The organism is Ornithinimicrobium carbonis, from assembly GCF_050703245.1.
Lineage (GTDB): Bacteria > Actinomycetota > Actinomycetes > Actinomycetales > Dermatophilaceae > Ornithinicoccus.
The window spans coordinates 2530895-2557118 of sequence record NZ_CP192647.1; the positions used below are offsets into that span (position 1 = coordinate 2530895).

Here is a 26224-nt window from a genome sequence, read left to right on the forward strand (position 1 = left end):
AGGAGACCGTGGGCGGACCGTCTCGGTCGTCCACAGGCCGGGCGGCGGGACCGGCCGGGCGGCGGGACCGGGGAACGACTGCACGCACCGTTCGGCCCGATCGAGGGGATCAGCCGAACAGGCCGTGCACTCGTTCGTGCAGACGGACGGCGCTGTGCCGGAGGATGCGCGAGTCGTCCGCGCGGCGAAGGAGGATGCAGGAGTCGTCCGCGCGGTGCCGGAGGATGCCTGAGTCGTCACGCGGACCCGGGCGATGTCACGTCGCCCGGGCGGACAGGACCTGACCGCGGAGGGGCGCCGGTCAGTCGAGCCGCACGTAGGCCAGGTCGGTGATCCGCCGCCCGGCCTCGGTGCCGCGGCGCTCGAACCGGGTGACCGGCCGAAGGGGGAACCGGGCGGTCGACTCCAGCCGGAGCCGCGGCTCGGCCCCGACGACATCCCGCATCACCTTGGCGTAGTCGTCCCAGTCGGTGGCCAGGCGCCACCGGCCGCCCGGGCGCAGCAGGTCTGCCACCGCGTCGGAGAAGTCGGGGTCGACCAGCCGGCGCTTGTGGTGGCGGGCCTTGGGCCAGGGGTCGGGGAAGAAGGTCCACACCTCCTCGACGGTGCCGGGCTCCAGCATGGTCCGCAGCGCCAGCGCCGCGTCCGCCTCGACGACGCGGACGTTGGGCAGGGCCTGCCCGTCGTTGACGGCGGCCATCTTGGCGAGCGCGTGACCGGTGCCCGGACGCCATACCTCCAGCGCGAGGAAGTTGTGGTCGGGACGGGCGGCGGCCCCCGCCACCAGGGCGTCCCCTGCCCCCGAGCCGACCTCGACCACGAGCGGGGCGCGACGGCCGAAGACCTGCTCCGGGTCGAGGCGGTAGCCCGGGTCCACGACCGTGGAGGTGTCACCCGCTGCCAGGGGGACCTGCAGGACGACCTGGTCCGCGAGCCGGTCCCAGGCGCGCTGGTGGGTGTGCGGCATCCGCCCGCCCCGACGGGTGAAGGATCGGGTCCGTGCCAGGGGACGGGGACCGATCACCGGGTGGCCCAGCGCGTAGTGGCCCCGCAGGGAGATCGCGCCCTCCTCCCCGGTCACTTCTTGGCCTTCTCGACCGCCCCGCCGTCCTGGGAGAGCGCGGCGATGAAGGCCTCCTGGGGCACCTCGACGGACCCCACCATCTTCATCCGCTTCTTGCCCTCCTTCTGCTTCTCCAGCAGCTTGCGCTTGCGGCTGATGTCACCGCCGTAGCACTTGGCCAGGACGTCCTTGCGGATGGCTCGGATGGTCTCCCGCGCGATGACCCGGGCACCGATCGCCGCCTGGATCGGCACCTCGAACTGCTGGCGCGGGATGAGCTCCTTGAGCTTGGTCGACATCTGCACGCCGTAGGCGTAGGCCTTGTCCCGGTGCACGATCGCGCTGAAGGCGTCGACCGTGTCGCCCTGCAGGAGGATGTCCACCTTGACCAGGTCAGCCTCCTGAGAGCCGTCGGGCTCGTAGTCGAAGGAGGCGTAACCCCTGGTGCGTGACTTCAGCGCGTCGAAGAAGTCGAAGACGATCTCGGCCAGCGGGAGGGTGTAGCGCATCTCCACCCGCTCCGGGGAGAGGTAGTCCATGCCCCGCAGGGTGCCCCGTCGGGTCTGGCAGAGCTCCATGATCGCGCCGATGAACTCGCTCGGCGCCAGGATGGTGGAGCGCACGATCGGCTCGGTGATGGAGGCGACCCGCCCGGAGGGGAACTCGCTGGGGTTGGTGACCTCCACGACGGTGCCGTCGTCGAGGCGCACCTCGTACTCCACGTTGGGCAGGGTCGAGATCAGGTCCAGGCCGGACTCGCGCTCCAGCCGCTCCCGCACGATCTCCAGGTGCAGCATCCCCAGGAAGCCGACCCGGAAGCCGAAACCCAGTGCGGCGGAGGTCTCCGGCTCGTAGACGAGCGCGGCGTCGTTGAGCTTGAGCTTGTCCAGCGCGTCCCGCAGCAGCGGGTAGTCCGACCCGTCGATCGGGTAGAGCCCGGAGAAGACCATCGGGCGCGGGTCGTGGTAGCCACCGAGCGCCGTCGCCGCCATCCGTCCGGCACCGGTGACGGTGTCCCCGACCTTGGACTGCCGCACGTCCTTGACCCCGGTGATGAGGTAGCCGACCTCCCCCACACCCAGTCCCTGGGAGGGCACCGGCTCGGGGCTGATGACGCCGATCTCGAGCAGCTCGTGGGTCGCCTTGGTCGACATCATCGCGATCTTCTCGCGCGGGGTGAGCCCGCCGTCGATCACCCGCACGTAGGTGACCACGCCCCGGTAGGTGTCGTAGACCGAGTCGAAGATCATGGCGCGTGCGGGGGCGTCGGCGTCACCGACCGGGTGCGGGACCAGCTCCACGATCCGGTCGAGCAGGTCCGCCACCCCCACCCCGGTCTTGCCCGAGACCTGCAGCACCTCGGCGGGGTCGCAGCCGATGAGCCCGGCGAGCTCCTCGGCGTACTTCTCCGGCTGCGCCGCCGGCAGGTCGATCTTGTTCAGCACCGGGATGACCGTCAGGTCGTTCTCCATGGCCAGGTAGAGGTTGGCCAAGGTCTGCGCCTCGATCCCCTGGGCCGCGTCGACGAGCAGCACCGCCCCCTCGCACGCCGCCAGGCTGCGGCTGACCTCGTAGGTGAAGTCCACGTGCCCGGGGGTGTCGATCATGTTGAGGATGTGGTTCCCGCCGTCGACCGACCACGGCATCCGGACCGCCTGCGACTTGATGGTGATGCCGCGCTCGCGCTCGATGTCCATCCGGTCCAGGTACTGCGCGCGCATCTGCCGCTGGTCCACGACTCCGGTCTCCTGGAGCATCCGGTCCGCGAGGGTCGACTTGCCGTGGTCGATGTGGGCGATGATGCAGAAGTTGCGGATGAGCTCCGGCGGGGTGGACGCCGGCTGCGGCACGGAGTCGGTCTTGCTGCGGGCGAGCGGGGACACGCTGGGTCTCAACCTCGGGTATGGAGTGGGGGCGGGCGGTCCGGCCAGTGTCCCACGGACCGGGGCCGGGGGCGGAACCGTCGGCCCGGCGTGCGGGTCCCGCCGGACGGGCCAGAGCCGTCAGATCGTCAGGCGATCTGGACGAAGGCCCTCAGGTGACCGTCCCCGTGCTCGCGGACCTCGACCCAGCCCAGGGACTCGTAGAAGGCCTTCTGGGCTGGGTCGTCGTCGGTGAGCAGGACCTTCTGGCGGCAGTGGGCGAAGGGCTCCATCGCCGCGTCCACGAGGGCCCTGCCGACCCCCTCCCGCTGGAGCTCGGGGCGCACCAGCACGTCCTGCAGGTAGGCGATCGTGGCCCCGTCGGAGACCACGCGGGCCAGCCCCAGCAGGTCCTCCCCGTAGCGGGCGACCACCACGCGGGTGGAGCCCCGCACGGCAGCCTCCAGCAGGTCGGGGTCCGAGGTGTACCGCGACCAGCCCACCGCGTCGTAGAGCGCGACCAGGTCCTCACGGCCCGGCAGCTCCTCGGTGGTGATGACGATCTCGTGCGAGCCCACGCCGTCACTGTAGGCGACCGCCGCAGCGTCGGCCCGGTGGGTCCGCACCGGGCCGGGTGACGCGGACCACATCCTGCCGGTGCTCGGGACGGTGGCCCGTGGAGGGTCGCGCCGCTAGACTGACGTTCCACACGACGGACGCTTCATTCCATGATGCGGAATACCAGGAGGAACCGGATGACCGACGCGACGACGCCCGTGCTGGACCTGCCCGAGGGTGTGGAGGTGACGGGCGCGCTGCGGCCCGGCTACGAGGAGATCTTGTCCCGGCCGGCCCTGGAGCTGGTCGCGACCCTGCACCGCGAGCTCGAGCCGCGCCGGCAGGAACGGCTGGCGGCCCGCCGCACGGTCGTGCAGGCGGTCGCCGACGGTCAGGACCTGGACTTCCTGCCCGAGACCCGGGACGTGCGCGAGGACGAGTCGTGGCGGGTGGCCGAGCACGCCCCGGGGCTGGTCGACCGCCGGGTCGAGATGACGGGTCCGACCGACCGCAAGATGACCATCAACGCGATGAACTCCGGCGCGCGGGTGTGGCTGGCCGACCAGGAGGACGCGAACACCCCCATGTGGGAGAACGTCGTCGAGGGCCCGCTCAACCTGCGCGACGCCGCCCTGGGCACGATCTCCTTCACCTCCCCCGAGGGCAAGGAGTACGCGCTGAGCACCACCGACCAGGAGCAGCTGCCGACGATCGTGGTGCGCCCCCGCGGCTGGCACCTGGACGAGAAGCACGTGCTGGTCGACGGACAGCGCGCCTCCGGCGGACTGGTGGACATGGCGCTCTACATGGCCGCCTGCGCGAAGCCGCAGCTGGACGCCGGCAAGGGCCCCTACTTCTACCTGCCGAAGATGGAGCACCACCTCGAGGCCCGGCTGTGGAACGACGCCTTCGTCATCGCCCAGGAGCACCTCGGCATCCCCCGCGGCACCGTGCGGGCCACCTGCCTCATCGAGACGCTGCCGGCGGCCTTCCAGATGGAGGAGATCCTCTACGAGCTGCGCGAGCACTCGGCCGGGCTCAACGCCGGCCGCTGGGACTACCTGTTCAGCGTCATCAAGACCTACCGCACCCGGGGCGAGGACTACGTCCTGCCCGACCGCAACGCGGTGACGATGACCGCCCCGATGATGCGCGCCTACACCGACCTGCTCGTGCGCACCTGCCACCGGCGCGGCGCGCACGCGATCGGCGGCATGGCCGCCTTCATCCCCTCCAAGGACGAGAAGGTCAACGCCGCCGCCTTCGAGAAGGTCCGCACCGACAAGCAGCGCGAGGCCGAGGACGGCTTCGACGGATCCTGGGTCGCCCACCCGGGCATGGTCGGCACCTGCATGGAGGTCTTCGACGCCGTCCTGGGCGACCGGCCCCACCAGGTCGACCGTACCCGTGAGGACGTGCAGGTCACCGCCGCCCAGCTGCTCGACGTCGCCAGCACCCCGGGTGAGGTGACCGAGGCCGGGCTGCGCGCCAACATCGACGTGGCCCTGCAGTACCTCGCGGTCTGGCTCACCGGGCGCGGCGCGGTCGGCATCCACAACCTCATGGAGGACGCGGCCACGGCCGAGATCTCCCGCAGCCAGATCTGGCAGTGGATCCACAACGACATCACCCTCGCCGATACCGGGGAGACGGTCACCCGCGAACTGGTCGAGCGGCTGGTGGCCGAGGTCGTGCCCACCCTGCCGGGCGCCACGGACGGCAGCGTGGACTACACCGAGGCGCAGGACCTCTTCCTGCAGGTCGCGGTGGCCGACGACTTCGCCGACTTCCTCACCGTGCCGGCCTACGAGACGATGCCCTGAGGGCGCGCCCCGGCCGGGACGATCCGGCCGCGGCGGCCTAGGGTGGGTTCCATCGACGACGAGGAGGTCGAGGTATGGCGCTCGAGCCCGAGGTGCGGGGACCAGCCGCCGAGGAGGACGTTCTCGCCCGGGCGGGCGCGGGCCCCCGGGGCGCCGCCACGGACCGGCCCGGCTCCGACCGGACGGGGACGGTGCGGGACGTGCTCGTCGAGCTGCGCGACGCCATACCCGCCCCCCTGCTGCTCACCGACCCCGCCGAGCTGGAGACCTACGCCTGCGACGGGCTGGCCGCCTACCGGGTGACGCCCGCGCTCGTCGTGCTGGCCGACACCGCCGAGCACGTGGCGGCCACGGTCCGGGCATGCGCGCGCCACCGGGTGCCGTTCGTGGCGCGAGGGTCGGGGACCGGACTGTCGGGAGGTGCGCTGCCCCACGTCGACGGCGTCCTGCTCGTCACCAGCCGGTTGCGGACCCTGCACGAGCTGCGGCCGCAGGACCAGCGGGCGGTCGTCGACCCCGGGGTGATCAACCTGCAGGTGAGCAAGGCGGCCAACCCGCTGGGCTACTACTTCGCACCCGACCCCAGCAGCCAGCAGATCTGTTCGATCGGCGGCAACGTGGCCGAGAACTCCGGCGGCGCGCACTGCCTCAAGTACGGCTTCACCGCCAACCACGTGCTGGCGCTCGACCTGGTCACCCCCTCCGGGGACGAGGTCCGGCTGGGCACCGACGCCCCCGACGCACCGGGGTACGACCTCGTGGGCGCCTTCGTCGGGTCCGAGGGCACCCTCGGGGTGGCCACCCGGGCCGTCGTGCGCCTGACCCGGTTGCCGGAGGAGGTCCGCACCGTGCTCGCCGGGTTCGCGACCATCGACCAGGCGGGGGCCGCCACGAGCGCGATCATCGCCGCCGGCATCGTGCCCGCCGCGATCGAGATCATGGACGCCCTGGCGATCGAGGCCGCCGAGAAGGCCGTCTCCTGCGGATACCCGGCCGGGGCCGGTGCGGTGCTCGTGGTCGAGCTGGACGGCGCCGCCGAGGAGGTCGAGCACGAGTTCGACCACGTGGAGCGGATCTGCGCCGATCAGGGCTGCTTCGAGTTCCGCACGGCCACCGACGCGTTCGAGCGCGCCGAGATCTGGAAGGGCCGCAAGTCGGCCTTCGCCGCGGTGGGCCGCATCTCCCCCGACTACATCGTCCAGGACGGGGTGGTCCCGCGGACCGCCCTGCCGGAGGTGCTGCGGGAGATGTCGCGGATCAGCGCCGAGCGCGGGGTGCGCGTGGCCAACGTCTTCCACGCCGGCGACGGCAACCTGCACCCGCTCGTCCTCTTCGACGCTGCCGAGGAGGGGGCCACCGAACGCGCGGAGGAGGTCTCGGGGATGATCCTGGACCTGTGCATCCAGCACGGGGGATCGATCACCGGCGAGCACGGCGTGGGGGCCGACAAGGCACGCTACATGCCACGCATGTTCACCGAGGAGGACCTGGACACCATGCAGCTGGTCCGCTGCGCCTTCGACCCCGACGGCATCGCCAACCCCGGCAAGATCTACCCCACGCCCCGGTTGTGCGGTGAGCGTCCCCGGGTGGTCCAGGGTGCGCACGCCCTCGCCGGGGACGGCGTGGAGATCTTCTGATGGACCTGTCCGAGATGCTCGCCGGAACCTGCCCGCTCCGCGAGGCCGGGCCGCAGGACCACGTGGACGGGTCGCCCGCCCGGGTCGTGGCCACCCCGGGGTCGACGCAGGAGACCTCGGCCCTGCTGCGGGCCTGCCACGCCGGCGGGCTGGCGGTGGTCGTGCGCGGGCACGGGACCAAGCTGTCCTGGGGACGCCCGCCCGAACGGCTCGACGTCCTCCTGGAGACGACGGCGATGGACGGCCTGGTCGAGCACTCGCGCGGTGACCTCATCGCCACGGCGGGGGCCGGCATGCCCCTCGACCGCCTGGGACGGTGGCTCGCCCAGGGCGGGCACCAGCTGGTCCTGGACGACCTCGTCGGCACCGCGGCCGCCCGGACCGCGGACGCCCCGGACGCCGATGGCGGGCGTACCGGGTCCACGCTGGGCGGGGCGGTCGCGACCAACCTGTGCGGCCCGCGCCGGATGTGGACCGGGTCGGTGCGCGACCTGGTCATCGGCGTGCGGTTCGTGCGTGCGGACGGCACGGTCGCCAAGGCCGGTGGCAAGGTGGTCAAGAACGTCGCCGGCTACGACCTGTCCAAGCTCCTCACCGGGTCGTTCGGCACCCTGGCCGTCGTCACCGAGGTGACCGTACGGCTTCACCCGCTTCCCGAGGCCCAGCGCTGGGTCCAGATGGTGGTTCCCCCGGAGGCCCTGGCCAGCGTGCTGGGCGCCGCCGTGCACTCCCAGACCGTGCCCCAGGCGCTCGAGGTGCGCGCCGTCCCGGGCCAGGCCCCCGAGGTCGCGGTCCTGCTGGGCGGTACGACGGGTGGGGTCCAGGCCCGGGCCTCCCGGCTCGTGGAGACGCTGGCCCCCCTCCTGCCGCAGCACCGTGCCGCCGTCCGGGCCACCGAGCAGGCTCCCGGCTGGTGGGCGCACCCCGTGGACCCGGAGGAGGGTCGGCCGGTCCTGGTCCGCACCACGTCCCGCATCTCGGGGGTGGGCGAGCTGGTGTCCTCCGCCCTCGACCAGGGGATGACCGTGACCGGGTCGGCCGGGGTCGGTGTGCTCCACGCGCTCCTGCCCGGGGACCGCGCGCCCGAGGAGGCGCGGACGTCGGTGGACGCCCTGCGGGCCACCAGCGGACGGCTCGGCGGGTCCACGGTCGTCCTCGATGCGCCACCCGCCGTGAAGGCGGACGTGGACAGCTGGGGGCCCGTGCCCGGTCTGGACCTGATGCGCCGCGTCAAGAACGAGTTCGATCCCACCCGGGTGCTCGCACCCGGACGCTTCGTCGGAGGACTGTGATGGACCGCCCACGCCCTCGCCCCACCATGTCCCCGGCCCTCACGAGCCTGCCGACCACGACCCAGCCCGCCCGGGTGCCCTCCGCCCAGGACGTCACCCGCCTGGGGATGCCGACGGTGCGCGGCGACGCCTCGCGGGTCGTGGCGGACCCGGCCTTCGACGACCACCGCACCCCCAGCATCGAGCTGCTCGACGACTGCGTGCACTGCGGCTTCTGCCTGACGACCTGCCCGACGTACCAGCTCTGGGGCGAGGAGATGGACAGCCCCCGGGGCCGCATCGACCTGGTGCGGTCTGCCCGGGAGGGCGCCCCGCTGACCGGTTCGACCGTGGCCCACCTCGACGCCTGCCTGGGGTGCATGGCGTGCGTGACCGCCTGCCCCTCGGGCGTGCGCTACGACCGCATCCTGGAGACGACCCGGGCGCAGATCGAGCGCCGCGTCGAGCGCCCCGCCCGGGACCGTGCCCTGCGTTCCCTCATCTTCGGGCTGTTCCCGCACCCACGACGCCTGCGGGTGCTGCGCGGTCCTCTGCGGCTGGCCCAGCGGACCGGTGCCCTGCGCCTGGTCGGCCGGACGGGCCTCGTGGGCCGGGTCAGCCCCGAGCTGGAGGTCATGCAGTCGCTGGCGCCACCCCTGGGTCCGCGGGTGGAGGTGCCTGAGCGCACCCCCGCCGTGGGGCCGCGACGCGCCGTCGTGGGCATGCTCACCGGCTGCGTCCAGCGCGAGTTCTTCGGCGACGTCAACACCGCCACCGCGCGGGTGCTGGCGGCCGAGGGGTGCGACGTCGTCGCCCCCCGCCGTCAGGGGTGCTGCGGCGCGCTGTCGGTGCACACCGGCCGCGAGGAGGAGGGCGCCGCGTTCGCCCGGCGCCTCATCGACACCTTCGAGGAGGCCGGGGTCGACAGCGTCGTCGTCAACTCCGCCGGCTGCGGCTCGACGATGAAGGAATACGTCCACCTGCTCTCCGACGACCCCGACTACGCCGAACGGGCCCGCGTGTTCAGCCAGAAGGTGCGCGACCTCTCCGAGATCCTTGCCGAGCTGGGACCCGTCGCCCCGCGGCACCCGGTGGGACCGGCCGGCGGCCCGGAGGACGCGGACGCTGGCGAGGACGCAGACGCCGGCGAGACCCGCGAGGTCGTCATCGCCTACCACGACGCCTGCCACCTGCGGCACGCCCAGCAGGTCGTCCGTCAGCCGCGGGACCTCCTGCGCGGCATCCCGGGCGTACGTCTGGTCGAGATCCCCGACGCGGAGATCTGCTGCGGCTCGGCCGGTGTCTACAACATCCTCAACCCCGAGCCCGCGGCCGAGCTCGGGGACCGCAAGGCCGCCAACATCCTGTCCACGGGCGCCGACCTGCTGGTGACCGCCAACCCTGGCTGTCTGATGCAGATCAGCCAGGCGCTGGAGCGGGCCGGGCGCCCCGTGCCCTTCGTGCACACCGCGGTGGTGCTGGACGCCTCGATCCGGGGCGAGCCGCTGCTCTGACCCGCGACGCGGCGAGGGACGACAGCCCGAGCACCGGAGAACGCCGGCGCCCGAGCAAGGACGCCACCCCGAGCGCCGAAGGCGCGATGCGCTGCCGCCGGGGGACGACGCCCCCGCCGTCGCACGTCCCCCCTCCGGGAGCGGGACGCCGCCCCGCCCGGTCTGTGCGGGCGGGGCGGCGTCGTCCAGGGGCCGCGGGAGCGACGTCAGCGCGGCGTCTGCACCTGCGGGATCTTCTTGTCGCGGTTCAGCATCCACACCACGAGCCCGGCGAGCAGGGCCACCAGCAGGATCAGCTGGACCAGCCCGGGGTTGAAGCCGATGCCGTAGATCCACAGGAAGCTGACCGCACCACCGACCAGGCAGTAGTACGCCGTGATGATCACGGTCTTGCGGATCAGGTCGCCCTCACGACCCAGCAGGCCGACCGTCGCCGACGCCGCGACGATGTTGTGGATGGCGATCGGGTTGCCGGCGGCCCCGCCGACGGCCTGGGCCGCCACGACGCTCTCAGGAGCCACACCGATCTCGTTGCCGGTCGCGAACTGGAAGAGCGCGAAGGTCAGGTTGCTGACCGTGTTGGACCCGGCGACGAAGGCTCCCAGGGCACCGATCCACGGGGCGACCAGCGGCCAGTTCGCGCCAGCCACGGCCGCAGCGCCCTCGGCGAGGGTCACCGGCATCGAGGCCAGGTCGGAGTTGGTGAAGTCGGGGCCGGAGCGGATGAGCAGCCGCACCAGCGGGACCGCGAAGCCCAGCGCGACCGCGGTGCCCAGCAGCTGCTTGGCCGCGACCGACCACGTCGCCCCGATCTGGCGCCCGTTCATCTTGTGCAGGCCGTAGGTGATCAGGCAGGTGACGATGAACACGGTGCCCGGGCTGTAGAGCCACTGCCACGTGGTGCTGATCTCGGTGCCCAGGATGTTGTTGAACGGGATGGTGACCCACGGCGCCTCGGCGCGCAGCGCGTCGGTCAGCGGCGGGATGAGGCGGGTCGCCAGGAGCAGGACGGCGATGATGACGTAGGGCATCCAGGCGGTGACGACGCCCATCCGCTTGTGGGTGTCCAGCTCCTCGCCGAGGTGGTCGGTGTCCAGGGACCCCATCCACCGCTCCTCCCAGGACGCGCGGGGACCGAAGTCCCAGGTGTCCTTGGGCATCAGGAAGCCGCGGCTGGAGGTGAACATCACCAGCGAGAGACCGATGAGACCACCGATGAGCGAGGGGAACTCGGGGCCGATGAACCGGGCCACGAGCACATAGGGGACGGTCATCGCCAGGGAGGCGTAGAGCGCGAACGGCCAGATCCGCAGGCCCTCGGCGAAGCTGCGTCGCTCGCCGAAGAAGCCGGTGAGGAAGACCACGATGAGCAGCGGGATGAGCAGACCGGCGATGGCGTGGATGGCCGCGGTCTGGAAGGCGATCTCGGCGACCAGGCCGTCGTAGCCCAGACCCAGCTCGGTGGCCCGCTCGTTGACGCCGGCGCCGTCGCGCAGGCCGTTGCCGACCCCGACGATCATCGGGGTCCCGACCGCACCGAACGACACCGGCGTGGACTGGATGATGAGACCGACCATGACCGCCGCCATGGCCGGGAAGCCGAGGGCCAGCAACAGCGGTGCGACGACCGCCGCAGGGGTGCCGAACCCGGAGGCGCCCTCGATGAAGGACCCGAACAGCCAGCCGATGATGATCGCCTGGACGCGGCGGTCCGGGGAGATCGAGGTGAACCCCGCCCGGATGGTGCTCATCGCCCCGCTCGAGATCACCGTGGCGAGCAGCAGGAGCGCGCCGAAGACGATGTAGAGGAGGGTGACCGCGATGATCACGCCCTCGATGGTGGCGGCGGCCACGGCCGAGGGCCGCATCTGCCAGACGGTCATCGCGATGATGACCGTGATGACGTAGCCGACGGGCATGGCGTACTTGGCGGGCCAGCGGAAGCCGGCGAGCAGCACGCCGACGACCGCGATGGGGGCGATCGCCAGGAGGCTGAGGACTGCGAGGTTGTCCACGTCGACACCTTTCGGGACGGTGACGTCCGACCACCCCGCGCGAGGGGGACCGGGTCTGGAGCCGCACCGCCGCACAGAATGGACTGACCATTTCCGGAACGCACTATGCCGCTCCCCCGCCCGTGCGTCAAGGCTCCCGCCCGGGTGTCGCCGCTAGGGTGGCTCCATGACGCTGGAGGAGGTCGGACGCGGCCGCGGCGTGCAGTCGGTGGACCGCACCCTGGCCATCCTCGAGACCATGGCCGCCCACCCCGGCACGCTCGGCGTCACCGAGGTCGCCAGGGCCACGGACCTGCCGGCCGGCACCGCCCACCGGCTCCTCACCGCACTGGCCCGCCGCGGGTGGGTGCGCCAGGACCCGGACCGGCGCTACGGCCTGGGACCCAGCGCCCTCCTCCTCGGGGACGCGGCCTCCCGCGAGCTCTCCACGCTGGCCGCCCCGGCCCTGCGCGCAGCGGTCGAGGCGACCGGGGAGACGGCCAACCTCGCGGCCTTCGACGGCGAGCGGATGGTCTACCTGGCCCAGTCCCCCTCCCCCCACACGCTGCGCATCTTCGCCGAGGTCGGCCGGCGCGTGCCGGTCCACTCCACGGCCGTCGGCAAGGTGGTCCTCGCGGCGCTGGCGCCCGAGGAGGCGGACCGCGTCCTGGCGACGGCGACCCTGGAGGCGCGCACGCCCCATACCCTCACCTCGATGGAGGCTCTGCGGCGGGAGGTCGGACGCGTGCGGGTGCAGGGGTATGCCGTGGACGACGAGGAGCAGGAGCTCGGGGTGCGCTGCGTGGCGGTGCCCGTGGACCTGCACGGGGGGCGGATGGCCCTGTCCGTCAGCGGGCCCACCGAGCGGATGACCCCCGAGGTCGCGCGCGCGGTGGTCACCGACCTGGCCCGGGTCGCCCGGGACCTGGCCGCCCGGGCCCGCGGGACGTGACGGGTCGCGGCGCCGGGTCCCCCGAGCCGGCCGCCGGTCCCCAGGACGGTACCGGCGCTCCCCCGGACGACGCCGACGGTCCCCCGCTCGACGCCGACGGGCCCCGGATCGGGTGGGCCCCGGTCGAGGACGACCGGGCCGACCCCGGCGAGGTCGTCTGGGCGTGGGTACCCTTCGAGGAGGACGCGCAGCGGGGCAAGGACCGACCGGTGCTCGTCCTGGGGCGGGACGGTGACGCGCTGCTCGCACTGCAGCTGACCAGCCGTGACCACGACCTGGACGAAGAGCAGGAGGCGGCCGAGGGGCGGCTGTGGACCGACATCGGCACCGGCGCCTGGGACCGCTACCGGCGCCCCAGCGAGGTGCGCGTCAACCGGCTGCTGCGCCTGCCCTCGACGGCGGTGCGGCGCACCGGGGCGTCGGTCGACCGCGACGTCTTCGCCCGGGTCCTGGACGAGGCCGCCCGGCACCTTCCCGGCCTCGGGGTCAGCGGGCCGACCGCCGGGCCTCCGCCCGGGCCACCCAGTGACGGACCCACCCCGAGCCCGCCACCACCGCCACGCCCGTGATCACGCAGGCCGTGGCGAGGGGGACCACGCTGGCCAGGACGGCGACCACGAGCGGTCCTCCCGCGCTGCCGAGGTCGCCGGCCAGACGCCACCCGCCGAGGAACTGCGAGCGTCCTGCGGAGGGCGCGGAGTCGGCACCGAGGGTCATGACGATGCCCGACCCCATCCCGTTGCCGAGCGCCATGAGGACGGCCAGGCCCACGAAGACCGGGAGCCCTGCAGCCAGCGGCAGCAGCGCGACCCCCAGGCCGATGGTGGCCACCACCGGCACCGCCACGAGGGTGCGGCCACGGCGGTCCATCAGCCAGCCGGCGGGGTAGAACAGGGCGATCTCGACCAGGGCCGCGACCCCGAAGACCAGCGAGGTGGCCTCGGCGGAATCCCGACGTGGTCGGCCCACAGCGGCAGGACGGTGGCCCGCAGGGACCGGGCGGCCCCGATGACGACGACCGCGCTGCCCAGTGTCAGCAACACGTGCCGGTGGGCGGTCAGGACGGCGAGGACGCGGGGGCGGGCAGCGGCGCGACCGGTCCCGTCCCCCTGCGGCGCGTCCGCCCGGGTCGCAAGGCCGCCGCTGCCCGGACGGGCACCCGACCGGGCCTGCAGGTCGGGCACGAGGAGCACCACCAGCCCGGAGAGCAGGGCCAGGACGGCGGCCAGCCAGAAGACCGAGCGCAGCGACCCGGTGGAGGCCAGCAGCGCCGCCCCGGCGACCGGCCCCAGGAAGGCCCCCACGCGGTGGCTGCCCCCCAGCGTCGACATGGCCCGGGCCAGCAGGTGCGCGGGGGAGACCGCGATGAGGAAGCCCTGCCGGGCCAGGAGGAAGACCGACCAGCTGGCCCCGCTGAGCACCACGGCCGCCATGAGCACGGGTACGGACGTCGCCCCGGCCGCGAGCGCCATGGCCGCCGCGTCCACCACCCCGGCCCCGACCAGCGCCCGCCGCTCCCCGACCCGGGCCACGAGGGCGCCGGCCGGCAGCGAGGCGACCAGGCTTCCCACCCCCAGCAGGGCCACGACGAGGGCCGCCTGACCCACGTCGGCCCCCAGGTCGCGGGCGAACAGCGCCAGCACCGGCAGCAGGGCCGCGTGACCGGTGCCGCTGACGATGGTCGGCAAGAAGGCGGCCAGCGCGACGTCGCGCAGGCGGAAGGGCTCACCCCCGGGCGTGCGGCCCACGCGTCCTCCCCTTCCGACCGGTCCGTCGTCGGCCGGCGCCGCGACGGGAGAAGGCCGCCTCCCTGGTGGGAGACGGCCTTCTTCTCGACGGTGGAGCTGAGGGGATTCGAACCCCTGACCCCCTCCATGCCATGGAGGTGCGCTACCAACTGCGCCACAGCCCCGAAGGGCCCCGTTGAGGACTGGAACACAATACCCAGGCGCGTGAGCATTTCCCAAATCGCTGGTCGGGCCCGCCCCTGCCCTGCCGAGGGGGGTGGAGGGTGGGGGGTGCGACCGTCACTCCCTCGCTGATGCGTCGGGAACGTGCCCGGTCGCGTGCCGCTGCTCCTCGCCGCGCGCCTGCGGCACTAGCGGTCGGAGACCGAAGCCGCTCCCGGTCCTGCGACCCCCACGTTCCAGGCCTCCAGCCGCCAGCCGGTCCGGTGCTCGACGAGCTCGGCCCAGTGGCAGTTGTGCAGACCGACGAGGGAGAGCCAGGCCTGGCGTGCCGACAGCCCCACCACGTCGGCGACCAGGGCCCGGCTGGCCATCCCGTGCGTGGCCAGGACCGCGGTCTCCCCCGGCCCCAGCCGGGGCAGCAGCTCGTCGAAGACGGCCCGCACCCGCACCTGCACGTCGACCACCCGCTCACCGGTCTCTCCCCGCACCGGGTCCTCCCCCCGGTCGAGCGCTGCCAGGACCTGGGGGAAGCGGTCGACCACCTCGGTGTGCGCCAGCCCCTGCCAGCGACCCACGTGGATCTCGCGCAGACGCTCGTCGTGCTCGACGGTCAGCCCTGTGAGGGCGGCGAGCTCGTCGGCGGTGTCCGCCGCGCGGACCAGGTCGCTGGCGATCAGCCGGGCGACCGGACGCTCGGCCAGGCGCGCGGCCGCGGCGGCGGCCTGCCGACGACCGCGTTCGGACAGGTGGCTGTCGAGCTGGCCCTGGTAGATGCCGCTCGCGTTGTGGTCGGTCTCCCCGTGGCGCCAGACCAGCACGCGTCGGGAGCTGCGGGCGCTCACGCCTCCGCGGCCGGGGCGGGCGGCAGGACCACGGCCGGGCAGTCCTTCCACAGCCGCTCGAGGTCGTAGAACTCCCGGTCCTCGCTGTGCATGACGTGCACGACGATGTCGCCGAAGTCCAGGAGCACCCACCGGCCCTCCCTCTGCCCCTCCCGGCGCAGCGGCTTGGCGCCCAGCTCCTGCAGGCGCTCCTCGACGGCGTCGACCACCGCCCCGACCTGCCGCTCGCTGGGGGCGGAGGCGATGACGAAGACGTCCGTCAGCGCGAGCTGGCCGGAGACGTCCAGGCCGACGACGTCGCGGGCGAGCTTGTCCTGGGCCGCGGCGGCCGCGGCCTGGGCCAGCTCGACCGCCCGGGGGGTGGCACTGGGGGTGGCGCTCACGTGGTCTCCTCCTGGTACAGGCCGTACTTGTGGATGTACTGCACGATGCCGTCGGGCACGAGGTACCAGACGGGGTCCCCGGCCGCGGTGCGCTCCCGGCAGTCGGTCGAGGAGATGGCCATGGCCGGGACCTCCAGCAGGGTCACCTTGTCCTGAGGCAGCCCGCTGTCGCTGAGGTCGTGGCCGGGTCGGGTGACCCCCACGAAGTGGGCCAGCTCCCACAGCTCCTCGACGCCCTTCCAGGACAGGATCTGTCCCAGCGCGTCCGCGCCGGTGATGAAGAAGAGCTCGTCGTCGGGGCGCAGCCGGCGCGGTCGCGCAGCGTGTCCCGGGTGTAGGTGGGACCGGGACGCTCGACGTCGACCCGGCTGACCGTGAACCGGGGGTTGGAGGCGGTGGCGACGACCGTCATGAGGTAGCGGTGCTCCGGGGCGCTGACCTCCGCCGCCTCCTTGCGGTAGGGCTGTCCCGTCGGGACGAAGACCACCTCGTCCAGGTCGAGCAGGTGCGCCGCCTCGCTGGCGGCGACCAGGTGCCCGTGGTGGATGGGGTCGAACGTCCCACCCATCACCCCCAGGCGCATCAGTGCGCGCTGGAGCCGCGCGCGCTGTCCGGGTCGTGGCCCTCGGCGACGTTGTGCGGGTCGAGCGCGAGGGTGTTGCGGAAGGACCACAGCAGGCCCAGCAGCGCCAGGAACGCCACGAGGGCGATGACCCCGAACCAGATGGGCTCGAAGAGCAGCTCGTTGACCACGTGGTGGCCACCCTCCTCCGCGGAGGCGGCCAGCAGCTGGGAAGGCGCAGACGTCATGGGGGCCACTGTACCTGCAGGCCACCTACAGTGGAGCCATGTCCGTACCGCCGAGTCCGCGTCGTCCGGGAGCGACCCCGGGGGCGGCTGCGCCCGCCACCGACGCCCGGGACGTCACCCCCACGCTGTCCGTCGTCGTGCCGATGTTCAACGAGGCCGAGGTGCTGCCGCTGTTCGTCGAGCGGGTGCGGGAGGTGCTGGACGGACTGGGCGAGCACTACGAGGTCGTGGCCGTGGACGACGGGAGCCGGGACGCCACGCCCGTGCTGCTGCAGGCCGCGCGGCGCACCTGGCCCCAGCTGCGGGTGCTGCGCCTGCGGGCCAACGCGGGGCACCAGGCGGCCCTGTCCGCCGGGCTGGTCGCCGCGCGGGGCGCGTGGGTGGTCACCCTGGACGCGGACCTGCAGGACCCTCCGGAGTTGGTCGTCGACATGCTGGGGGCCGCCCGTTCCCAGGACGTGGACGTGGTCTACGGGGTTCGCAGCGACCGCTCCTCGGACTCGGTCTTCAAGCGCTCCACGGCCCGCGGCTTCTACGCGCTCATGCGCACGCTCGGCGCCGTGGACGCCCCCGACGACGCCGGTGACTACCGGTTGATGTCGCGGGCCACCGTCGACGCGGTGAACGCGCTGCCCGAGGACCACCGCGTGCTGCGCCTGGTCGTGCCCGCCCTGGGCTTCCCCTCCACGACGGTCGGCTACGTCCGTGCGGAGCGGGCGGCCGGGACGAGCAAGTACCCGCTCGCGCGGATGCTGCGGCTCACCGTCGACTCGGTCACCGGCTTCTCCGCCGCCCCGCTGCGGCTGGCCACCTGGTTCGGGCTGGTCGGGTTCCTCGTGGCCCTCGGGCTCCTCGGCTACGCCCTGGTCGCCAAGCTGGGCGGCCACACCGTGGCCGGGTGGACCTCCACCGTCGTCATCGTCGCCGGCTTCAGCGCGCTGCAGCTGCTGAGCCTGGGGGTCATGGGCGAGTACGTGGGCCGCATCTACGCCACGCTGCAGCGCCGGCCCACGTACTACGTGGCCCACGACTCCCTGACCGACACCTCGGACGAGGCGCCGCGCTCCTCCTCTCAGCGCACCTGACCGTCGCCCTCGACGACCCACTTGGTCGTCGTCAGCTCGGGCAGGGCCATCGGGCCCCGGGCGTGCAGCTTCTGGGTGGAGATGCCGATCTCGGCGCCGAAGCCGAACTCGCCACCGTCGGTGAAGCGGGTCGAGGCGTTGACGAGCACCGCGGCGGCGTCGACCTCGGCGGTGAAGCGTCGGGCGGAGGCCCGGTCGGCGGTGACGATCGCCTCGGTGTGCCCGCTGGTGTGGTCCTGCACGTGGGTGATCGCCGCGTCGAGGTCGTCCACCACCCGGGCGGAGATGTCCAGCGACAGGAACTCGGTGTCGTCGTCCTCGGGGGTGACAGGGGTCCAGGTCGCCCCGGCGGCCTCGGCGTAGGGCCTCATCTCCTCGTCCCCGTGGACGGTCACCCCGGCGGCGGCGAGCCCGGCCATGACCGCGGGCAGCACCCGGTCGGCGGCGGCCCGGTGGACCAGCAGCGCCTCGGCCGCGTTGCAGACCGAGGTCCGGTGGGTCTTGGAGTTGGTGACGATGCGCACGGCCATGTCGGTGTCCGCGGAGGCGTCGACGTAGACGTGGCAGTTGCCCACCCCCGTCTCGATGACGGGGACCGTGGACTCGGTCACCACCGTCCGGATGAGGCTCGCCCCGCCGCGCGGGATCACCAGGTCGACGAGCCCGCGCGCGGTCATCAGGGCCCGGGCGGCGTCGTGCCCACCTTCGGACAGCAGGTTGACCGCGTCCGGGTCCAGCCCCTGGTCCGCCAGCGCGGCCCGGAGGACGTCCACGAGCGCGGCGTTCGTGGAGGCCGCTGCGGACCCTCCGCGCAGGATCACCGCGTTGCCGCTCTTGAGGGCCAGTCCGGCGGCGTCGACGGTCACGTTGGGACGGGCCTCGTAGATCATCCCGATGACGCCCATCGGGACCCGGACCTGCCGGATCTGCAGCCCGTTCGCCAGGGTGGAGCCCCGGACCACCTCCCCGACCGGGTCGGGCAGAGAGGCGATCTGCCGCAGCGCGTCGGCCACGGACCGGACCCGCCCGGCGTCCATGGTGAGACGGTCCAGGAGGTTCTCCGGCAGACCCTTGTCGCGACCCCGGTCGAGGTCCTCGACGTTGGCGGCGACCACCTGCTCGGCGGCCCCGTCCACGGCGTCGGCCAGGGCGAGCAGCGCCGCGTCCTTCTGCGCCCGGGTCAGCTGGGCGAGCCGACGGGCGGCGAGGCGTGCCCGACGGGCCACCTCGTGGACCTGGTCGACGACCTCGGGGGCGATGGGGGTGCTCATGCGCGTTGCTCCTGTGTGTCGGTGCTCGGTGGTCGGTGTTCGGGTCTTGGCCTGACGACGTGCTGCGGGTATGCCGTGCGCGGCCCGGTGGGCCGCGGCGCCTCGTGCTCGTGGATGTGGTGCCCCCGGCTCAGAGGACGACGAGGTCGTCCCGGCGGACGACCGGACGGGGTGCCGGGGCGCCGTTGCGCAGCCGCGGCCCGCGCGGCAGCCGCTGCCCGACCAGCGGCCCCAGCTCCTCGGCGTCGTAACCGACCAGCCCGCGGGCCACGACCTGACCGCGTGGGTCGCACAGGTCGACGGTGTCGCCGGCGCTGAAGCGGCCCTCGACCCGGGTGATCCCCACGGGCAGGAGCGAGGTGCGGTGGGACACGACCGCGTCGACGGCACCGTCGTCCAGGACCAGCCGCCCGGTCGCGCTGCTGGCGTGCGCCAGCCACCGTCGACGGGCCGGGCTCTTGCTCCCCGTGGGGGTGAACAGGGTGCCGACCTCGTCACCGGCCAGGGCCGCCGTGACCTTGTCGGCGCTGGTGAGCAGCACGTTGATGCCCTCCTCCGTCGCCATCCGGGCGGCCGCGACCTTGGTGGCCATGCCACCGGTCCCCACGGCGGACCCTGCTCCGGAGATGTCGACGGCGGCGATCTGGTCCGCGGAGACGACGGTCCTGATCGGGCTCGAGCCCGGGTGCGAGGGGTTCGCGTCGTAGAGGGCGTCGACGTCGGAGAGGAGCAGCAGGGCGTCGGCGTCGACGAGGTGGGCCACGAGCGCCGCGAGCCGGTCGTTGTCGCCGAACCGGATCTCGTCGGTGGCCACGGTGTCGTTCTCGTTGATGATCGGCACCACCTCCAGCTCCAGAAGCCGCTCCAGGGTGCGGGATGCGTTGACGTAGTGGCTGCGTCGGTGCATGTCGTCGGCGGTCAGCAGGACCTGCCCGACGCGGACCCCGTGGAGGGTGAAGGCGTTGGTGTAGGCGGCCATCAGCTGTCCCTGGCCGGCGCTGGCCGCCGCCTGCTGGGTGGCCAGGTCCTTGGGGCGTCGGACCAGCCCCAGCGGTTCCATGCCCGCCGCGATGGCTCCCGAGGACACGAGCACGACCTGGACCCCCGAGAGGGCCTGGCGGGCCAGCGCGGTGGAGAGCGCCTGGAGCCGGAACCCGTCCAGCCCGCCCGCGGGTCCGGTGAGCGAGGACGAGCCGATCTTGACCACGAGCCGGCGGGCGTCGCGGATGACGCTGCGGTCGACCGACGGAGTCATGTCAGAATACTAATCCACTCAGACGCATAGTCATGCATCGCGGGAGAGGGCCGGACCGCCGGACGGTGGCCGGTCGGATGGTACCCGTCGGGTCGCCCGGCCGGTGCGCTCACGTCGGCGGCTGGTCGTCCCCGGTCCACTTCCCCGCCCGGCGCTCCGCGGCCAGCTGCTCGCGGGCGGCAGCCGCGGCGTCCATCTTCTCGTGGAAGGCACCCCGCTTCTGCGAACGGGTGGGACGGGCGCGGTCCTCGAGACGCAGGTCGCTGCCGCGCGACCCGAGCAGCTCGGCCCCCGCGCTGACGGTGGGCTCCCAGTCGAAGACCACCGCGTCCTCCTCGGGTCCGACGAGCACGGTCGAGCCCGCGACGGCACCGGCCTTGAGCAGCTCGTCCTCGACACCGAGCCGGTTGAGCCGGTCGGCGAGGTAGCCGACGGCCTCGTCGTTGGTGAAGTCGGTCTGGCGCACCCACCGGGTCGGCCGGTCGCCGAGCACCCGGAAGACCTCGCCGTCGGCGGTGTTCTCCCGCCGCACCGTGAAGCCGGAGTCGTCCACGGCCCGGGGCCGCACCACGACCCGGGCGGGCTGCTCGACGAGCTGCTCGGCCCGCGCCGAGCGCACGTGGCCCGCCAGGGAGAAGGTCAGCTCCTTCAGGCCGGTGTGCGCCACAGCCGAGACCACGTGCACCTCGTACCCCTGGGCCTCCAGGTCGGGCCGCACCATCTCGGCGAGCTCGCGAGCCTCGGGTACGTCGGCCTTGTTCAGCACCACGACCCGGACGCGCTCGGCGAGCGGGATCCCGCCCAGCTGCCCGTGGGGGACGTAGGCGGCCAGCTCCTGCTCGATGACCTCCAGGTCCGTCATCGGGTCACGACCCGGCTCCAGGGTGGCGCAGTCGATCACGTGGACCAGCACGTGGCATCGCTCGACGTGGCGCAGGAACTGCAGGCCCAGGCCCTTGCCCTCGCTGGCGCCCGGGATCAGACCGGGGACGTCGGCGACGGTGAACCGCTCCCCGCCGGCGGTGACCACCCCCAGGTTGGGCACGAGCGTGGTGAAGGGGTAGTCGGCGATCTTGGGCCTGGCCGCCGAGAGCACGCTGACCAGGGAGGACTTGCCGGCCGAGGGAAAGCCGATGAGCGCGACGTCGGCGAGGGTCTTCAGCTCCAGGACGACCTCGACCTCCTCGCCCGGCTCGCCGAGCAGGGCGAACCCAGGAGCCTTGCGGCGGGCGGACGCCAGGGCCTTGTTCCCCAGCCCGCCACGGCCCCCACGGGCGGCCACGTGCTCGGCCCCGTCGCCGACCAGGTCCGCCAGCACCTCGCCGGAGCGCGTGGTGACCACGGTTCCGCTGGGGACGGCGAGCACGAGGTCCTCGCCCTGGGCGCCGTTGCGCTCGTCCCCCTCGCCGGGGCGCCCGTTGGGCGCGCTGCGGTGCGGTCCGTGGTGGTAGTCGATGAGCGTGGTCACGGAGGGGTCGACGCGCAGGACGATGTCCCCGCCCCGGCCGCCGTTGCCCCCGTCCGGACCGCCGAGCGGCTTGAACTTCTCCCGGTGGACGGAGGCGACGCCGTGCCCGCCGCTCCCCGCCCGCAGGTGGAGCACGACTCGGTCGACGAAGTTGGCCATGGGGCCGATCCTCTCAGCAGGGGGACGTTTGGGGTGGACGAACGGGCGGGACGCCCGCCCGTGGGGGGCAGGGCGTCGTGGCGACCGGACCAGGGCGACCGGGTCGGGAATGCCGAACGACGCCGGCGGGGCGCAGGGCCCCACCGGCGTCGTGTCGTCAGGTGTCGCGACGCGCGCGATCAGACGTCGGCGGTCTCCCGCGCGACGATGTTGACGGTCTTGCGGCCCCGCTTGGAGCCGAACTCGACGACGCCGGGGACCAGCGCGAACAGGGTGTCGTCGCTACCGCGCCCGACGCCCTCGCCGGGGTGGAAGTGGGTGCCGCGCTGGCGGACGATGATCTCACCCGTGCCGACGACCTGGCCGCCGAAACGCTTCACGCCGAGACGCTGCGCGTTCGAGTCCCGACCGTTGCGGGACGAGGACGCGCCCTTCTTGTGTGCCATCTGAAGTCTCCTGGGAAAGGACGGGGTGGGCGGTGGTGCGCCGGCGCCTCAGGCGTCGATCGCGGTGATCTTGACCTTGGTGAGCGGCTGGCGGTGGCCCTGACGCTTCTTGTACCCGGTCTTGTTCTTGTACTTCTGGATGATGATCTTGGGGCCCTTGACGGCCTCCATGACCTCGGCGCGGACCACGGCCCGGCCCAGGGTGTCGGCGTCGGTGGTCACGGTGGACCCGTCGACGAGCAGCACGGGAGCGAACTCCACGCTGTCCCCGGCGTTGACACTGCCCTTGACCTTGTCGATGGTCAGGACGTCGCCGACGGAGACCTTCTCCTGGCGGCCGCCAGCACGGACGATCGCGTACACGTTCAACTCACTTCCTGCAGTCGTGGAGGGGTATGCAGCACCCGGCGGTGCGGGCCGAGCCGCCGCCGGAGCGACGACTACCAGACCCGCCCCGTGCGCGGGGCGAACCGACGCACCAGCCTACCCTGGCCGGGCCTCGGTGGCCAAACCGGTCCGGCCCGGGCTCAGTCGTCGATCGGCTCTCCCGCGGCGTCGGCCCCGGTCGGCGGCCCTGCCGGTGCGACGACCCGGCCGCGCGGGCGGCGTCGCCGGGGCTGCGTGACCGGCTCGGGCTCCTCGGCGGTCCCGGTCGTGGCGGTCCCGGTCGTCGCGGTCCCGGTCGTCGCGGCGGGGGCCGCGTCCGGGACACCGCCGGCGGTCTGCGTCTCGGACGGGGCCGCCGTTCCACCGGCGTCCTCGCTCACCGTGGCGGCGGGGGCGTGGGCAGCGGCGGGAGCGTCCTCGGCCGCCTCCTCGGCGACGGCCCGGGCGGCCGCGTCCGCGGCCGGAGCCGGAGCCCCGGCGTGCAGGGCGGCAGCGTGGGCCGCCGCGGCGATCTGGGCCGGGGTGGGACCGTTGGGGTTGGGCACGGGCAGCACGTTGCGGGCCTCGCTGCTGCCCCCGTTGCTCCCGTTGCCCCCGGTCGGGCCGGACCGGCCCTTGCCGCGGCCCCGACGACCACCGGCACCGCCGGCAGGCTCGTCCTGGGCGCCGCCCCGGGTGGCGACCGGCTCGGTGTGCACCACGACGCCGCGACCGGCGCAGTGGACGCAGGTGTCGGAGAAGACCTCGATCAGGCCCGACCCGACGCGCTTGCGGGTCATCTGGACCAACCCCAGCGAGGTGACCTCGGCCACCTGGTGCTTGGTCCGGTCGCGCCCCAGGCACTCGAGGAGACGGCGCACGACCAGGTCGCGGTTGGCCTCCAGCACCATGTCGATGAAGTCGATGACGATGATGCCGCCGATGTCGCGCAGCCGCAGCTGGCGGACGATCTCCTCGGCCGCCTCGATGTTGTTCTTGGTGACGGTCTCCTCGAGGTTTCCGCCTGAACCGGTGAACTTGCCGGTGTTGACGTCCACCACGGTCATCGCCTCGGTCCGGTCGATGACCAGCGAGCCGCCCGAGGGAAGCCACACCTTGCGGTCCATCGCCTTGGCGATGGCCTCGTCGACCCGGTGGGCGGTGAAGATGTCGGTGGACCCGGTGTGGCGCTCCACCCGGTCGGCCAGGTCGGGGGCGACCTCGTCGATGTACCGCTTGACCTCGGCCCAGGCCTCCTCGCCGGAGACGACCAGCTTGGAGAAGTCCTCGGTGAAGACGTCGCGGATGACCCGGACGGTCATGTCCGGCTCCCCGTGCAGCAGCGCCGGGGCGTTGGCCCCCTTCGCCTTGGCCTGGATGCGCTCCCAGGTGGCGGTCAGCCGCTCGACGTCGGCGCGCAGCTCGGCCTCGGCGGCCCCCTCGGCAGCGGTGCGCACGATGACACCGGCGTCCGCAGGGACGACCTCCTTGAGGATCTTCTTCAGCCGGGCTCGCTCGGTGTCCGGCAGCTTGCGGGAGATCCCGGTCATGGAGTTTCCCGGAACGTAGACCAGGTAGCGCCCCGGCAACGAGATCTGGGACGTGAGCCGCGCACCCTTGTGCCCGATGGGGTCCTTGGTGACCTGCACGAGGACCGACTCGCCGGACTTCAGCGCGTTCTCGATCCGCTTGGGCTGGTTGCCCTCCAGACCGGCCGCGTCCCAGTTCACCTCACCGGCGTACAGCACCGCGTTGCGGCCCTTGCCGATGTCGACGAAGGCCGCCTCCATGCTCGGCAGGACGTTCTGCACGCGGCCGAGGTACACATTGCCCGCCATCGTGCTCTGCGCCGAACGGGAGACGTAGTGCTCGACCGGGACGCCGTCCTCGAGCACCGCGATCTGGGTGCGGTCGGGCAGGCCCCGGACCACCATGACCCGGTCCACGCTCTCGCGACGGGCCAGGAACTCGGCCTCGGTGATGATCGTGCGTCGCCGACCGGCCTCACGGCCTTCGCGACGCCGCTGACGCTTGGCCTCGAGCCGGGTCGAACCCTTGACCGAGGACACCTCGTCCTGGGTCGTGCGCTCCGCCTGGCCGGACTCTCCGCTGCGCCGCCGGCGCCGACGACGCCGGGTGCCGGCTGCTCCGTCGTCCTCGCCCTGGTCGTCCTGGTCCTCGTCCCGGGCCGCGCCCTGACCCTCGTCCTGCGCGCCGCGGTCGGTGTCACCGCCGGAAGCTCCGGCGGGACGTCGGCCCCGACGGCTGCGCGAACGGCGTCGACCTGACCCACCCTGGGTGTCGTCGTCCCCGTCCGACCCCTCGGGCGCGTCGGGCCCTTCCGGGTCGGTGGAGTCGTCGGTGGGCTCCGGACCGGTCTGCTCGGTCCCGCCGTCGTCGCCGGCTCCCTGCTCCGAGCCCGACCGGGTGCCGCGGCGGCCCTTCCCGCCGCGCCGCCGTCGACGTCCGCCGCGGCCACCCTCGTCGTCGGAGCCGTCGTCGTCCGACCCCGTCCGGTCGGTCTCGTCCCGGTCCCCCCGGTCGTCGCCGACTCCGGACGCACGCGCCTGTTCCCGTCGACCCCTGACCGGTCCGTCCCGGTCGTCCTTGGCGGCCGCGTCGTGCCGGTCCTCCTGGGCCTGCTCGTCCTGCTCGTCCTGCGGCTGGTCGGTCGGTGTGGTGACCCCGGAGGTCGCCCGGCGCGACCGGCGTCGAGGAAGGTCGGACAGGTCGGGCGCCTGGAAGACCACGCCGAACGAGGGCCGACGGACCTCCACCTGCTCCTCCTCCCCGACCTGGACGTGGTCCTCGTCCTGCTGGGGCTGCTCCTCGTCCTGCCCGGACCCGGGCCGTCGAGCCTGGTCCGACCCGGGAGCGTCCTCCTCGGTCACCTCGTGCTCGGCCGGATCCTGCTCGGGCGTCTCGTCGTCGGCCGGATCCTGCTCGGGCGTCTCGTCGTCGGCCGGATCCTGCTCGGGCGTCTCGTCGTCGGCCGGATCCTGCTCGGGCGTCTCGTCGTCGGCCGGGTCCTGCTCGGACGCCTCGTCGTCGGACAGGTCCTGCTCGGACGCCTCGGCCGCGTCGGGCGTCCCGACGTGCTGCTGCTCCTGCGACCGGGCCGTGAGCTCGGCGGTGATCTCGGCGAGCCGGCCGGCGCGGTCGTCCGGGTTCTCGACCCGGTCCTGGGCGCGTTCCTCGCCGGGGGTGCTGGTCTCCTCGGACACGCTGTGCCTTTCTGGGCCTCGCGGCGAGTCCACACCGGGTCCGGGTAGGACCCACTCCCCGCGCGGCGCGGGTGCAGTCGTCCAGCCCTGTCGGGCTCGGACGGAAGTCGTCCAGGTCGCCCACGCGGTTCGCGCATCTGGCGCGGCACCGGTGGGGCGGTGGGAGTCGGCTCGATCTTCACGACGGCGTCGCGTGCCGGCAACTGCTGCCGCACAGCGAGGGGACTCGCACCGGACGGGCAGCGGTGTGGTGACTTGCCCGACCGCTGTCAGTATCGCACAAGCAGCGCCGCACGCCCCATCGTCCGCCGACGCGCGCGTCGCCCGG

At 73.3% G+C, this 26224-nt stretch carries 22 protein-coding genes, 1 tRNA gene and 1 pseudogene; 7 read left to right on the plus strand and 17 right to left on the minus strand.

Translation table 11 applies throughout. The annotated features are described in order from the left end of the window. Window positions 1-301: 301 nt before the first annotated feature. The 3 genes from trmB to ACQ95T_RS12675 all read right to left on the minus strand — a co-directional run bounded on the left by trmB (window position 302) and on the right by ACQ95T_RS12675 (window position 3503). Window positions 302-1081 carry a tRNA (guanosine(46)-N7)-methyltransferase TrmB gene (gene trmB, locus ACQ95T_RS12665; RefSeq protein ID WP_425941117.1) on the minus strand — a complete coding sequence of 260 codons (780 nt, stop codon included), beginning with the start codon at window positions 1079-1081 and terminating at the stop codon, window positions 302-304. Further along, window positions 1078-2946, minus strand: coding sequence for a translation elongation factor 4 (gene lepA / locus ACQ95T_RS12670; RefSeq protein ID WP_425941118.1), 1869 nt, complete (start codon window positions 2944-2946; stop codon window positions 1078-1080). Before lepA ends, trmB begins: the two co-directional genes overlap by 4 nt. Window positions 2947-3074: 128 nt before the next feature. Then, on the minus strand, window positions 3075-3503 hold the full coding sequence (locus ACQ95T_RS12675; protein ID WP_425941120.1) for a GNAT family N-acetyltransferase: 429 nt from the start codon (window positions 3501-3503) through the stop codon (window positions 3075-3077). A gap of 177 nt (window positions 3504-3680) precedes the next feature. Between ACQ95T_RS12675 and aceB the strand changes: the two genes are divergently transcribed. The 4 genes from aceB (at window position 3681) to ACQ95T_RS12695 (ending at window position 9731) form a co-directional block, all read left to right on the plus strand. After that, complete coding sequence (gene aceB / locus ACQ95T_RS12680; protein WP_425941121.1) at window positions 3681-5306, plus strand: malate synthase A; 1626 nt, start codon at window positions 3681-3683, stop codon at window positions 5304-5306. A gap of 74 nt (window positions 5307-5380) precedes the next feature. Next, a complete protein-coding gene (locus ACQ95T_RS12685) occupies window positions 5381-6946 on the plus strand; it encodes an FAD-linked oxidase C-terminal domain-containing protein (protein ID WP_425941123.1) in 1566 nt (521 codons plus the stop codon). After that, a complete protein-coding gene (locus ACQ95T_RS12690) occupies window positions 6946-8238 on the plus strand; it encodes an FAD-binding oxidoreductase (protein WP_425941125.1) in 1293 nt (430 codons plus the stop codon). The genes ACQ95T_RS12685 and ACQ95T_RS12690 overlap by 1 nt, the downstream gene beginning before the upstream one ends. 107 nt (window positions 8239-8345) lie before the next feature. Beyond that, window positions 8346-9731: a (Fe-S)-binding protein gene (locus ACQ95T_RS12695; protein ID WP_425941810.1), complete on the plus strand. Its 1386-nt coding sequence runs from the start codon at window positions 8346-8348 to the stop codon at window positions 9729-9731. A gap of 206 nt (window positions 9732-9937) precedes the next feature. Here ACQ95T_RS12695 and ACQ95T_RS12700 read toward each other — a convergent pair whose 3' ends face one another. Next, window positions 9938-11746, minus strand: coding sequence for an L-lactate permease (locus ACQ95T_RS12700; protein ID WP_425941127.1), 1809 nt, complete (start codon window positions 11744-11746; stop codon window positions 9938-9940). 166 nt (window positions 11747-11912) lie between these two features. Between ACQ95T_RS12700 and ACQ95T_RS12705 the strand changes: the two genes are divergently transcribed. Continuing rightward, window positions 11913-12677, plus strand: coding sequence for an IclR family transcriptional regulator (locus ACQ95T_RS12705; RefSeq protein WP_425941129.1), 765 nt, complete (start codon window positions 11913-11915; stop codon window positions 12675-12677). Continuing rightward, entirely contained in the window at window positions 12674-13246 is a 573-nt protein-coding gene (locus tag ACQ95T_RS12710) for a type II toxin-antitoxin system PemK/MazF family toxin (RefSeq protein WP_425941131.1), read from the plus strand. Before ACQ95T_RS12705 ends, ACQ95T_RS12710 begins: the two co-directional genes overlap by 4 nt. Here ACQ95T_RS12710 and ACQ95T_RS12715 read toward each other — a convergent pair. The 7 genes and pseudogenes from ACQ95T_RS12715 to ACQ95T_RS12745 all read right to left on the minus strand — a co-directional run bounded on the left by ACQ95T_RS12715 (window position 13164) and on the right by ACQ95T_RS12745 (window position 16622). Further along, window positions 13164-13646, minus strand: coding sequence for an MFS transporter (locus ACQ95T_RS12715; protein WP_431472981.1), 483 nt, complete (start codon window positions 13644-13646; stop codon window positions 13164-13166). The two genes, ACQ95T_RS12710 and ACQ95T_RS12715, sit on opposite strands and share 83 nt — an antisense overlap. Continuing rightward, the gene (locus tag ACQ95T_RS12720) at window positions 13547-14425 is read right to left on the minus strand and encodes an MFS transporter (protein ID WP_431472982.1); all 879 of its coding nucleotides are present in this window, start codon (window positions 14423-14425) and stop codon (window positions 13547-13549) included. The genes ACQ95T_RS12715 and ACQ95T_RS12720 overlap by 100 nt, the downstream gene beginning before the upstream one ends. Before the next feature lie 91 nt (window positions 14426-14516). After that, window positions 14517-14589: transfer RNA gene (locus tag ACQ95T_RS12725), tRNA-Ala, on the minus strand. Window positions 14590-14775: 186 nt separating this feature from the next. Then, window positions 14776-15429 carry a histidine phosphatase family protein gene (locus tag ACQ95T_RS12730; RefSeq protein WP_425941134.1) on the minus strand — a complete coding sequence of 218 codons (654 nt, stop codon included), beginning with the start codon at window positions 15427-15429 and terminating at the stop codon, window positions 14776-14778. Further along, the gene (rsfS, locus tag ACQ95T_RS12735) at window positions 15426-15812 is read right to left on the minus strand and encodes a ribosome silencing factor (RefSeq protein ID WP_425941136.1); all 387 of its coding nucleotides are present in this window, start codon (window positions 15810-15812) and stop codon (window positions 15426-15428) included. The genes ACQ95T_RS12730 and rsfS overlap by 4 nt, the downstream gene beginning before the upstream one ends. Beyond that, window positions 15809-16380 (minus strand): annotated as a pseudogene (gene nadD, locus ACQ95T_RS12740) (nicotinate-nucleotide adenylyltransferase). Before nadD ends, rsfS begins: the two are co-directional and overlap by 4 nt. 14 nt (window positions 16381-16394) lie before the next feature. Then, window positions 16395-16622, minus strand: a complete 228-nt coding sequence (locus ACQ95T_RS12745) for a hypothetical protein (RefSeq protein ID WP_425941138.1) — start codon at window positions 16620-16622, stop codon at window positions 16395-16397. Between the two features lie 38 nt (window positions 16623-16660). On the opposite strand from ACQ95T_RS12745, the gene ACQ95T_RS12750 reads away from it, so the two are divergent. After that, window positions 16661-17707 carry a glycosyltransferase family 2 protein gene (locus ACQ95T_RS12750; RefSeq protein WP_425941140.1) on the plus strand — a complete coding sequence of 349 codons (1047 nt, stop codon included), beginning with the start codon at window positions 16661-16663 and terminating at the stop codon, window positions 17705-17707. Here ACQ95T_RS12750 and ACQ95T_RS12755 read toward each other — a convergent pair. From ACQ95T_RS12755 to ACQ95T_RS12780, 6 genes are all read right to left on the minus strand, one after another. Then, a complete protein-coding gene (locus ACQ95T_RS12755; RefSeq protein ID WP_425941142.1) occupies window positions 17695-18978 on the minus strand; it encodes a glutamate-5-semialdehyde dehydrogenase in 1284 nt (427 codons plus the stop codon). The genes ACQ95T_RS12750 and ACQ95T_RS12755 overlap by 13 nt on opposite strands. 130 nt (window positions 18979-19108) lie before the next feature. Then, complete coding sequence (proB, locus tag ACQ95T_RS12760; protein WP_425941144.1) at window positions 19109-20233, minus strand: glutamate 5-kinase; 1125 nt, start codon at window positions 20231-20233, stop codon at window positions 19109-19111. A 109-nt stretch (window positions 20234-20342) separates the two neighbouring features. After that, entirely contained in the window at window positions 20343-21860 is a 1518-nt protein-coding gene (gene obgE, locus ACQ95T_RS12765) for a GTPase ObgE (protein ID WP_425941145.1), read from the minus strand. A gap of 179 nt (window positions 21861-22039) precedes the next feature. Then, the gene (gene rpmA, locus ACQ95T_RS12770; protein ID WP_425941147.1) at window positions 22040-22306 is read right to left on the minus strand and encodes a 50S ribosomal protein L27; all 267 of its coding nucleotides are present in this window, start codon (window positions 22304-22306) and stop codon (window positions 22040-22042) included. Between the two features lie 48 nt (window positions 22307-22354). Then, window positions 22355-22669 carry a 50S ribosomal protein L21 gene (gene rplU / locus ACQ95T_RS12775; protein ID WP_425941814.1) on the minus strand — a complete coding sequence of 105 codons (315 nt, stop codon included), beginning with the start codon at window positions 22667-22669 and terminating at the stop codon, window positions 22355-22357. Window positions 22670-22833: 164 nt separating this feature from the next. Then, window positions 22834-25896: an Rne/Rng family ribonuclease gene (locus ACQ95T_RS12780; protein ID WP_425941149.1), complete on the minus strand. Its 3063-nt coding sequence runs from the start codon at window positions 25894-25896 to the stop codon at window positions 22834-22836. Window positions 25897-26224: the final 328 nt, after the last annotated feature.

Bases quoted from the DNA above. Each gene is read 5' to 3' on its own strand.
- ACQ95T_RS12755 (WP_425941142.1), bottom strand. From the start codon at position 18,978: ATGAGCACCCCCATCGCCCCCGAGGTCGTCGACCAGGTCCACGAGGTG.
- ACQ95T_RS12745 (WP_425941138.1), bottom strand. From the start codon at position 16,622: ATGACGTCTGCGCCTTCCCAGCTGCTGGCCGCCTCCGCGGAGGAGGGT.
- rpmA (WP_425941147.1), bottom strand. From the start codon at position 22,306: ATGGCACACAAGAAGGGCGCGTCCTCGTCCCGCAACGGTCGGGACTCG.
- proB (WP_425941144.1), bottom strand. From the start codon at position 20,233: ATGACTCCGTCGGTCGACCGCAGCGTCATCCGCGACGCCCGCCGGCTC.
- ACQ95T_RS12705 (WP_425941129.1), top strand. From the start codon at position 11,913: ATGACGCTGGAGGAGGTCGGACGCGGCCGCGGCGTGCAGTCGGTGGAC.
- aceB (WP_425941121.1), top strand. From the start codon at position 3,681: ATGACCGACGCGACGACGCCCGTGCTGGACCTGCCCGAGGGTGTGGAG.
- ACQ95T_RS12685 (WP_425941123.1), top strand. From the start codon at position 5,381: ATGGCGCTCGAGCCCGAGGTGCGGGGACCAGCCGCCGAGGAGGACGTT.
- ACQ95T_RS12690 (WP_425941125.1), top strand. From the start codon at position 6,946: ATGGACCTGTCCGAGATGCTCGCCGGAACCTGCCCGCTCCGCGAGGCC.
- ACQ95T_RS12695 (WP_425941810.1), top strand. From the start codon at position 8,346: ATGCCGACGGTGCGCGGCGACGCCTCGCGGGTCGTGGCGGACCCGGCC.
- ACQ95T_RS12750 (WP_425941140.1), top strand. From the start codon at position 16,661: ATGTCCGTACCGCCGAGTCCGCGTCGTCCGGGAGCGACCCCGGGGGCG.
- obgE (WP_425941145.1), bottom strand. From the start codon at position 21,860: ATGGCCAACTTCGTCGACCGAGTCGTGCTCCACCTGCGGGCGGGGAGC.